Annotated in this window: 1 protein-coding gene; it reads left to right on the top strand. The window is 70.4% G+C overall.

Features of this window, described 5'->3' with window-relative positions; genetic code table 11:
• Positions 1 to 48: 48 nt before the first annotated feature.
• Positions 49 to 11,299: pyoverdine non-ribosomal peptide synthetase/polyketide synthase PvdL (gene pvdL, locus HMPREF3014_RS14855; protein ID WP_070753837.1), on the top strand; the 11,251-nt coding region annotated here is incomplete at its 3' end.

Here is an 11,299-nt window from a genome sequence, read left to right on the forward strand (position 1 = left end):
GGGACTCACTAGAACTCGATTGCAAGCCGAATTCAGGCAGGAAAACACATGATGGACGCCTTCGAACTTCCCACCACCCTGGTCCAGGCCCTGCGTCGCCGCGCTGTCCAGGAGCCCGAGCGCCTGGCGCTGCGCTTCCTCGCCGAGGACGATGGCGAAGGCGTGGTCCTCAGCTATCGCGATCTCGACCTGCGCGCGCGGAGCATCGCCGCGGCCCTGCAGGCCCATGCGCAGCTGGGCGATCGCGCGGTGCTGCTGTTTCCCAGCGGCCCCGACTACGTCGCGGCGTTCTTCGGTTGCCTGTATGCCGGGGTCATCGCGGTGCCGGCCTATCCGCCGGAGTCGGCGCGCCGCCATCACCAGGAACGCCTGTTGTCGATCATCGCCGACGCCGAGCCGCGCCTGGTCCTGACCACCGCTGACCTGCGCGAGCCATTGCTGCAGATGAACGCGCAACTGTCCGCCGCCAACGCCCCGCAACTGCTCTGCGTCGACCAGTTGGACCCGGCCGTTGCCGAGGCCTGGGACGAGCCGCAAGTGCGTCCCGAGCACATCGCCTTCCTCCAGTACACCTCCGGTTCAACCGCATTGCCCAAGGGCGTGCAGGTCAGCCATGGCAACCTGGTCGCCAACGAGGTGCTGATCCGCCGAGGCTTCGGCATCGGTGCCGACGACGTGATCGTCAGCTGGCTGCCGCTGTACCACGACATGGGCCTGATCGGCGGCCTGCTGCAACCGATCTTCAGCGGCGTACCCTGCGTGCTGATGTCGCCGCGCTACTTCCTCGAACGTCCGGTGCGCTGGCTGGAAGCCATCAGCCAGTACGGCGGCACCGTCAGCGGCGGTCCCGATTTCGCCTACCGGCTGTGCAGCGAGCGGGTCGCCGAGTCGGCCCTGCAGCGTCTCGACCTGAGCGGTTGGCGGGTAGCCTTCTCCGGTTCCGAGCCGATCCGCCAGGACAGCCTGGAACGCTTCACCGAGAAATTCGCCGCCAGCCGCTTCGACGCGTCCAGTTTCTTCGCCTGCTACGGCCTCGCCGAGGCGACCCTGTTCGTCACCGGCGGCCAGCGCGGCCAGGGCATTCCCGCCCTGGCGGTGGATGGCGAGGCGCTGGCGCGCAACCGCATCGCCGAAGGCGCAGGCAGCGTGCTGATGTGCTGCGGCCGCAGCCAGCCGGAACACGCCGTGCTGATCGTCGACGCGGCGAGCGGCGAGGTCCTCAGCGACGACAACGTCGGCGAGATCTGGGCCGCCGGGCCGAGCATCGCCCACGGTTACTGGCGCAACCCGGAAGCTTCGGCGAAGACCTTCGTCGAGCGTGACGGGCGCACCTGGCTGCGCACCGGCGACCTCGGCTTCCTCCGCGACGGCGAACTGTTCGTCACCGGGCGCCTGAAGGACATGCTCATCGTCCGCGGCCACAACCTCTATCCGCAGGACATCGAACGCACTGTCGAGAGCGAGGTGCCGTCGGCGCGCAAGGGCAGGGTCGCGGCCTTCGCGGTCACGGTCGATGGCGAGGAAGGCATCGGCATCGCCGCCGAGATCGGTCGCGGCGTCCAGAAATCGGTGCCGGCCCAGGAGCTGATCGACTCGATCCGCCAGGCGGTGGCCGAGGCCTACCAGGAAGCGCCGAAGGTGGTGGCGCTGCTCAATCCCGGCGCCTTGCCGAAGACGTCCAGCGGCAAGCTGCAACGTTCCGCCTGCCGCCTGCGCCTGGAAGACGGCAGCCTGGACAGCTATGCGCTGTTTCCCGGCCTCCAGGCCGTGCAGGAGGCGCAGCCGCCGGCAGGCGACGACGAACTGCTGGCACGCATCGGCGAAATCTGGAAGGCCCGGCTGGGCGTGGCGCAGGTAGCGCCGCGCGATCACTTCTTCCTGCTTGGCGGCAATTCCATCGGCGCCGCCCAGGTGGTCGCCCAGGTGCGCGACAGTCTCGGCGTCGCCCTCGACCTGCGCCAACTGTTCGAGGCGCCGACCCTGCAGGCCTTCAGCGCCACGGTGGCCCGCCAACTGGCCGCCGGCCTGCCGGCCGAGGCACCGATGGCGCACCTGCCGCGCGGTGTCGACCTGCCGCAGTCGGCGGCGCAGCAGCGTCTCTGGCTGACCTGGCAGATCGATCCGCAGAGCGCCGCCTACAACATCCCCGGCGGCCTGCGCCTGCGCGGCGAGCTGGACGAAGCGGCGCTGCGCGCCAGCTTCCAGCGCCTGGTCGAACGCCACGAAGCGCTGCGCACGCGTTTCCTCGAGCGCGACGGCGCGGCCTTGCAGCGTATCGACGAGCGGGGCGAGTTCGCCTGGCAGTTCGTCGACCTCGCCGCGCTGGCCGAGCACGAACGCGCCGCGGCTGCCGCGCAGCGCCGCGAAGCCGAGGCGCAGCAGCCGTTCGACCTGGAAAAGGGGCCGCTGCTGCGGGTCAGCCTGGTGCGCCTGGACGAACAGGAGCACCAGCTCTGGGTCACCCTGCATCACATCGTCGCCGATGGTTGGTCGCTGAACCTGCTGCTCGACGAATTCTCGCGGCTCTACGCCGAAGCCTGCGGCGGCCAGCCGGCCGACCTGGCGCCGCTGGAACTGCACTACGCCGAGTTCGCTGCCTGGCAACGGCAGTGGCTGGACGCGGGCGAGGGCGCCCGCCAACTGGCCTACTGGCGGGAGCGCCTGGGCGACGCGGCGCCGGTGCTGGAACTGGCCACCGACCATCCGCGCACGGCGCGCCAGGCGTCGCCCGCCGCGCGCTACAGCCTGCGGGTCGACGAAGCCCTGGCGCGGGCTATCCGCGAGGCCGCGCTGGACCATGAGGCGAGTGTCTTCATGTGGCTGCTGGCGGCGTTCCAGGCGCTGCTGCATCGCCACAGCGGGCAGGGCGAGATCCGCATCGGCGTGCCCAGCGCCAACCGCCAGCGCCTGGAGACCCAGGGGCTGGTCGGCTTCTTCATCAACACCCTGGTCCTGCGCGGCACGCCCCGGGCGCGCCAGCCGTTCGCCGCGTTGCTCGGCGAGGCTCGCGAGGCGACCCTCGGCGCCCAGGCCAACCAGGACCTGCCGTTCGACCAGGTGCTCGCAGCCTGCGGCCAGGGCGGCCAGTTGTTCCAGGTGCTGTTCAACCACCAGCAGCGCGACCTGTCGGCGTTGCGCCGGCTGCCCGGCCTGCTCGCCGACGAGCTGCCCTGGCACAGCCGCGAAGCCAAGTTCGACCTGCAACTGCAGAGCGAGGAGGACGCTCGCGGTCGCCTGACCCTGAATTTCGACTACGCCGCGGACCTCTTCGACGAGGCCAGCATCCGGCGTTTCGCCGCGCAATACCTGGAGCTGCTGCGCCAGGTCGCGGAAGACCCGCAGCGCTGCCTCGGCGATATCGCCCTGGTCGACGCCGAGCAGGCGGCGCACCTCGCCGAATGGGGCAGCGCGCCCTGCGAGCCGGCGCGCGCCTGGCTGCCGGAGCTGCTGGAGCGGCAACTGGTGCAGTCCGCCGAACGCGTCGCCCTGGAGTGGGACGGCGGCAGCCTCGGCTACGCCGAACTGCACGCCCGGGCCAACCGCCTGGCCCACTACCTGCGCGACAAGGGCGTCGGCCCGGACGTGCGGGTAGCGATCTGCGCCGAGCGTTCGCCGCAACTGCTGGTCGGTCTGCTGGCGATCGTCAAGGCGGGCGGCGCCTACGTGCCGCTGGACCCGGACTACCCCAGCGAACGCCTGGCCTACATGCTCGCCGACAGCGGCGTCGAGTTGCTACTGACCCAGGCCCATCTGTTCGAGCGCCTGCCTGGCGCGGAGGGCGTCACGCCGATCTGCCTGGACAGCCTCAAGCTCGACAACTGGCCGAGCCAGGCACCGGGCCTGCACCTGCACGGCGACAATCTCGCCTACGTCATCTACACCTCCGGCTCCACCGGCCAGCCGAAGGGCGTGGGCAACACCCACGCGGCGCTGGCCGAGCGCCTGCAATGGATGCAGGCCACCTACGCCCTCGACGGCGACGACGTGCTGATGCAGAAGGCGCCGGTGAGCTTCGACGTGTCGGTGTGGGAGTGCTTCTGGCCGCTGGTCACCGGTTGCCGGCTGGTCCTCGCCGCCCCCGGCGAGCACCGCGATCCGGCGCGCCTGGTGGAACTGGTGCGGCAGTTCGGGGTGACCACGCTGCACTTCGTGCCGCCGCTGCTGCAACTGTTCATCGACGAACCCGGCGTCGCCGCCTGCGGCAGCCTGCGCCGCCTGTTCTCCGGCGGCGAGGCGCTTCCGGCGGAGCTGCGCAACCGCGTGTTGCAACGCCTGCCGGCGGTGGCCCTGCATAACCGCTACGGGCCGACCGAGACCGCCATCAACGTCACCCATTGGCAGTGCCGCGCGGAAGACGGCGAGCGTTCGCCGATCGGCCGGCCGCTGGGCAACGTGGTCTGCCGCGTGCTGGACGCCGAGTTCAACCTGCTGCCGGCTGGCGTCGCCGGCGAGCTGTGCATCGGCGGCCTGGGCCTGGCCCGCGGCTACCTGGGGCGCCCGGCGCTGAGCGCCGAGCGCTTCGTCGCCGATCCGTTCTCGGCCGCTGGCGAGCGCCTGTACCGCACCGGCGACCGCGCGCGCTGGAACGCCGACGGCGTGCTGGAATACCTCGGCCGCCTCGACCAGCAGGTCAAGCTGCGTGGCTTCCGCATCGAGCCGGAGGAAATCCAGGCACGCCTGCTGGCGCAGCCGGGGGTGGCCCAGGCGGTAGTGGTGATCCGCGAAGGCGTGGCCGGCAGCCAGTTGGTCGGCTACTACACCGGCGCTGTCGGCGCCGAGGCGGAAGCCGAGCAGAACCAGCGTCTGCGCGCCGCGCTACAGGCCGAACTGCCGGAATACATGGTTCCGGCGCAGTTGATGCGCCTGGCGCAGATGCCCCTCGGCCCGAGCGGCAAGCTGGATACGCGGGCGCTGCCGGAGCCGGTCTGGCAGCAGCGCGAGCACGTCGAGCCGCGGACCGAGCTGCAACGGCGCATCGCCGCGATCTGGAGCGAAGTGCTCGGCCTGCCGCGGGTCGGCCTGCGCGACGATTTCTTCGAGCTCGGCGGGCATTCCCTGCTGGCCACCCGCATCGTCTCGCGCACCCGCCAGGCCTGCGACGTCGAACTGCCGTTGCGCGCGCTGTTCGAGGCCAGCGAACTGGAGGCCTTCTGCGAACAGGTCCGCGCAGCCCAGGCCGCCGGACGTACCGACAGCCACGGCGCGATCCGCCGCATCGACCGCGAGCAGCCGGTGCCGCTGTCCTACTCGCAGCAGCGCATGTGGTTCCTCTGGCAACTGGAGCCGGACAGCCCGGCCTACAACGTCGGCGGCCTGGCACGCCTGAGCGGGCCGCTGGACGTGGCGCGCTTCGAGGCCGCGCTACAGGCCCTGGTGCAGCGCCACGAGACCCTGCGCACCACGTTCCCCAGCGTCGACGGCGTGCCGGTACAGCGCGTGCACGGCGATGGCGGCCTGCACATGGACTGGCAGGACTTCTCCGCGCTCGACCGCGACAGCCGCCAGCAGCACCTGCAGACCCTCGCCGACAGCGAGGCGCACCGGCCCTTCGACCTTGAGAGCGGGCCGTTGCTGCGGGTCTGCATGGTGAAGATGGCCGAGCGCGAGCACTACCTGGTGGTGACCCTGCACCACATCGTCACCGAAGGCTGGGCGATGGACATCTTCGCCCGCGAACTGGGCGCGCTCTACGAGGCCTTCCTCGACGACCGCGAATCGCCGCTGGAGCCGTTGCCGGTCCAGTACCTGGACTACAGCGTGTGGCAGCGCGAGTGGCTGGAGAGCGGCGAGCGCCAGCGCCAGCTCGACTACTGGAAGGCCCAGCTGGGCAACGAGCATCCGCTGCTCGAACTGCCGGGCGACCGGCCACGCCCGCCGGTGCAGAGCCACCAGGGCGACCTCTACCGCTTCGACCTGAGCCCCGAGCTGGCCGAGCGCGTGCGTCGCTTCAACGCCGCCCGCGGGCTGACCATGTTCATGACCATGACCGCCACCCTTGCGGCCTTGCTCTACCGCTACAGCGGCCAGCAGGACCTGCGTATCGGCGCGCCGGTGGCGAACCGCATCCGCCCGGAGAGCGAAGGGCTGATCGGCGCCTTCCTCAATACCCAGGTGCTGCGCTGCCGGCTCGACGGACAGATGAGCGTCGGCGAGCTGCTTGAGCAGGTGCGGCAGACCGTGATCGATGGCCAGTCGCACCAGGACCTGCCGTTCGACCACCTGGTGGAAGCCCTGCAGCCGCCGCGCAGCGCCGCCTACAACCCGTTGTTCCAGGTGATGTGCAACGTCCAGCGCTGGGAGTTCCAGCAGACCCGGCAACTGGCCGGGATGACCGTCGAGTACATCGCCAACGATGCGCGGGCGACCAAGTTCGACCTCAACCTGGAGGTCACCGACCTCGACCAGCGCCTCGGCTGCTGCCTGACCTACAGCCGCGACCTGTTCGACGAACCGCGCATCGCGCGGATGGCCGGACACTGGCAGAACCTGCTGGAGGCGCTGCTGGGCGACCCGCAGCGGCGCATTGCCGAATTGCCGCTGTTCGCCGCCGAGGAGCGGAAGCAACTGCTGCTCGCCGGCACGGCCGGCGAGGCAGGGCTCCAGGACACCCTCCATGGCCTGTTCGCCGCCCGCGTGGCGGCCAGCCCTCAGGCCCCGGCGCTGACCTTCGCAGGACAGACCCTGAGCTATGCCGAACTCGATGCCCGCTCCAACCGTCTGGCGCGCGTCCTGCGCAGTCACGGCGTCGGCCCGGAAGTGCGGGTCGGCCTGGCCCTGGAGCGTTCGCTGGAGATGGTCGTCGGCCTGCTGGCGATCCTCAAGGCCGGCGGCGCCTACGTGCCGCTGGACCCGGAATATCCGCTGGAGCGCCTGCAATACATGATCGAGGACAGCGGCGTACGCCTGCTGCTCAGCCACGCGGCGCTGTTTGAGGCCCTCGGCGAGCTGCCGGCAGGCGTGGCGCGCTGGTGCCTCGAGGAGGACGGCCCGGCGCTGGACGCCGAGGACCCCGCGCCGCTGGCAGCGCTGAGCGGGCCGCAGCACCAGGCCTACCTGATCTATACCTCCGGCTCCACCGGCAAGCCGAAGGGCGTGGCGGTCTCCCACGGCGAGATCGCCATGCACTGCGCCGCGGTGATCGAGTGCTTCGGCATGCGCGCCGAGGATTGCGAACTGCACTTCTATTCGATCAACTTCGACGCTGCCAGCGAGCGCCTGCTGGCCCCGTTGCTGTGCGGCGCCCGCGTGGTGCTGCGGGCCCAGGGCCAGTGGGGCGCGGAGGAAATCTGCGAGCTGATCCGCGCGGAGGGCGTGAGCATCCTCGGCTTCACCCCGAGCTACGGCAGCCAGCTCGCCCAGTGGCTGGAGAGCCAGGGCCGGCAGTTGCCGGTGCGCATGTGCATCACCGGCGGCGAAGCGCTGACCGGCGAGCACCTGCAACGGATTCGCCAGGCCTTCGCCCCGGCGTCGTTCTTCAATGCCTACGGACCGACCGAGACGGTGGTCATGCCGCTGGCCTGCCTGGCTCCCGAACGACTGGAGGAGGGTGCCGCCAGCGTGCCGATCGGCAGCGTGGTCGGCGCGCGGGTCGCCTACATCCTGGATGCCGACCTGGCCCTGGTGCCGCAGGGCGCGACCGGCGAACTCTACGTCGGCGGCGCCGGCCTGGCGCGCGGCTACCATGAGCGTCCGGCGCTCAGCGCCGAGCGCTTCGTGCCCGATCCCTTCGCTGCCGAGGGCGGCCGCCTGTACCGCACCGGCGACCTGGTGCGCCTGTGCGACAACGGCCAGGTGGAATATGTCGGCCGCATCGACCACCAGGTGAAGATCCGTGGCTTCCGCATCGAACTGGGCGAGATCGAGGCGCGCCTGCTGGAGCATCCGCAGGTTCGCGAAGCGCTGGTCCTGGCGCTCGACAGCCCGAGCGGCAAGCAGTTGGCCGGTTATGTCGCCAGCGCGGTGGCCGAGCAGGACGAGGACGCCCAGGCGGCGCTGCGCGAGGCGCTGAAAACGCATCTCAAGCAGCAATTGCCGGACTACATGGTGCCGGCCCACCTGCTGTTGCTCGCCAGCCTGCCGCTGACCGCCAACGGCAAGCTCGACCGCCGCGCGCTGCCGGCGCCCGACCCGGCGCTCAACCGGCAGGCCTACGAGGCCCCGCGCAGCGTGCTGGAGCAGCAACTGGCCGGGGTCTGGCGCGAGGTGCTGAACGTCGAGCGGGTAGGTCTCGGCGACAACTTCTTCGAACTGGGCGGCGATTCGATCCTGTCGATCCAGGTGGTCAGCCGCGCCCGCCAGCTCGGCATCCACTTCAGCCCCCGCGACCTGTTCCAGCACCAGACCGTGCAGAGCCTCGCCGCGGTGGCCCGGCACAGCCAGGCCAGCCAGGCCGAGCAGGGGCCGGTGCAGGGCGACAGCGCGCTGACGCCGATCCAGCACTGGTTCTTCGACCTGCCGCTGGCGCGCCGCGAACACTGGAACCAGGCGCTGCTGTTGCAGCCGCGGCAGGCCATTGACCTCGGTCTGCTGCGCAAGTCCCTGCAACGCCTGGTCGAACAGCATGATGCCCTGCGCCTGGCGTTCCGCCAGGTCGACGGCGAGTGGCTGGCGCAGCATCGTCCGCTGCGCGAACAGGAACTGCTCTGGCACGTCCCGGTGCAATCCTTCGACGAATGCGCCGAGCTGTTCGCCAAGGCCCAGCGCAGCCTCGACCTCGAACAGGGGCCGCTGCTGCGCGCGGTGCTGGTGGACGGCCCGGCCGGTGAGCAACGCCTGCTGCTGGCGATCCACCACCTGGTGGTGGACGGGGTGTCCTGGCGGGTGCTGCTGGAGGACCTGCAACAGGTCTACCGTCAGTTCGCCGAGGGCGCCGAACCGGCGCTGCCGGCCAAGACCAGCGCCTTCCGCGACTGGGCCGGACGCCTGCAGGCCTACGCCGGCAGCGAATCGCTGCGCGAGGAGCTGGGCTGGTGGCAAGCCCGGCTGGGTGGGCAGCCGGTCGAGTGGCCGTGCGACCGCCCGCAGGGCGACAACCGCGAGGCGCTGGCGGAAAGTGTCAGCCTGCGGCTCGACCCGCAACGTACCCGGCAATTGCTGCAACAGGCGCCGGCGGCCTACCGCACCCAGGTCAACGACCTGCTGCTGACCGCCCTCGCTCGCGTGCTCTGCCGCTGGAGCGGGCAGCCATCGACGCTGGTGCAGTTGGAAGGGCATGGCCGCGAGGCGCTGTTCGACGATATCGACCTGACCCGCAGCGTCGGCTGGTTCACCAGCGCCTACCCGTTGCGCCTGACCCCGGCGCAGAGCCCGGGCGAGTCGATCAAGGCGATCAAGGAACAGCTCCGCGCGGTGCCGCACAAAGGCCTCGGCTACGGCGTGCTGCGCTACCTCGCCGATCCGGCGGTGCGCCAGGCGATGGCCGCGCTGCCCACGGCGCCGATCACCTTCAACTACCTCGGACAGTTCGACCAGAGCTTCGCCGACGCCCTGTTCCAGCCGCTGGACCAGCCCACCGGGCCGATCCACGACGAGCAGGCGCCGTTGCCCAACGAGCTGAGCGTCGATGGCCAGGTCTACGGCGGCGAGCTGGTGCTGCGCTGGACCTACAGCCGCGAGCGCTACGACGCGCGGACGGTGAACGAGCTGGCGCAGGCCTATCTCGCCGAACTGCAGGCGCTGATCGAGCATTGCCTGGAAGACGGCGCCGGCGGCCTGACCCCGTCCGACTTCCCGCTGGCGCAACTGAGCCAGGCGCAACTGGACGCCCTGGCGGTGCCGGCCGGCGAGATCGAGGACGTCTATCCGCTGACCCCGATGCAGGAAGGGTTGCTGTTACACACCCTGCTGGAACCGGGCACCGGCATCTACTACATGCAGGACCGCTACCGGATCGACAGCCCGCTCGATCCCGAGCGCTTCGCCGCTGCCTGGCAGGCGGTGGTGGCCCGCCACGAGGCGCTGCGTGCGTCGTTCGTCTGGAATGCCGGCGAAACGATGTTGCAGGTGATCCACAAGCCCGGTCGCACCCGCATCGAGTTCCTCGACTGGAGCGAACTGCCGGAGGACGGCCACGAGGAACGCCTGCAAGCGCTGCACAAGCGCGAGCGCGAGGCCGGCTTCGACCTGCTCGAACAGCCGCCGTTCCACCTGCGCCTGATCCGCCTGGGCGAGGCGCGCTACTGGTTCATGATGAGCAACCACCACATCCTCATCGATGCCTGGTGCCGTGGCCTGCTGATGAACGACTTCTTCGAGATCTACAGTGCTCTCGGCGAAAGCCGCCCGGCGAACCTGCCGACGCCGCCGCGCTACCGCGACTACATCGCCTGGCTGCAACGCCAGGACCTGGAGCAATCGCGACGCTGGTGGAGCGAGAGCCTGCGCGGCTTCGAGCGGCCGACCCTGGTGCCCAGCGACCGCCCGTTCCTCCGCGAGCACGCCGGCGAAAGCGGCGGGATGATCGTCGGTGACCGCTACACGCGTCTGGACGCCGCCGACGGCGCGCGCCTGCGCGAACTGGCGCAGCGCTACCAGCTCACCGTCAACACCTTCGCCCAGGCCGCCTGGGCGCTGACCCTGCGCCGCTTCAGCGGCGAGCGCGACGTGCTGTTCGGCGTCACCGTGGCCGGGCGCCCGGTGGGCATGCCGGAAATGCAGCGCACCGTCGGCCTGTTCATCAACAGCATCCCATTGCGCGTGCAGATGCCGGCCGCCGGCCAGCGCTGCACGGTACGCGAATGGCTGAACCGGCTGTTCGAGCGCAACCTGGAGTTGCGCGAGCACGAGCACCTACCCCTGGTAGCCATCCAGGAAAGCAGCGAGCTGCCCAAGGGCCAGCCGCTGTTCGACAGCCTGTTCGTGTTCGAGAACGCTCCGGTGGAAGTCTCGGTACTGGACCGCGCGCAGAGCCTGAACGCCAGTTCCGACTCCGGGCGTACCCACACCAACTTCCCGTTGACCGTGGTCTGCTATCCGGGTGATGACCTCGGCCTGCACCTGTCCTACGACCAGCGCTACTTCGAGGCGCCGACCGTCGAGCGCCTGCTCGGCGAGTTCAAGCGCCTGCTACTGGCCCTGGCCGACGGTTTCCACGGCGAACTGGAGGCCTTGCCGCTGCTCGGCGAGGACGAGCGCGACTTCCTCCTCGACGGCTGCAACCGCAGCGCCCGCGACTACCCGCTGGAGCAAGGCTACGTGCGGCTGTTCGAGGCGCAGGTGGCAGCCCATCCGCAGCGCATCGCCGCCAGTTGCCTGGAACAGCGCTGGAGCTACGCCGAGCTGAACCGCCGGGCCAACCGCC

It is taken from the genome of Pseudomonas sp. HMSC065H01 (assembly GCF_001815235.1).
In the GTDB taxonomy this organism is placed as follows: domain Bacteria; phylum Pseudomonadota; class Gammaproteobacteria; order Pseudomonadales; family Pseudomonadaceae; genus Pseudomonas; species Pseudomonas aeruginosa.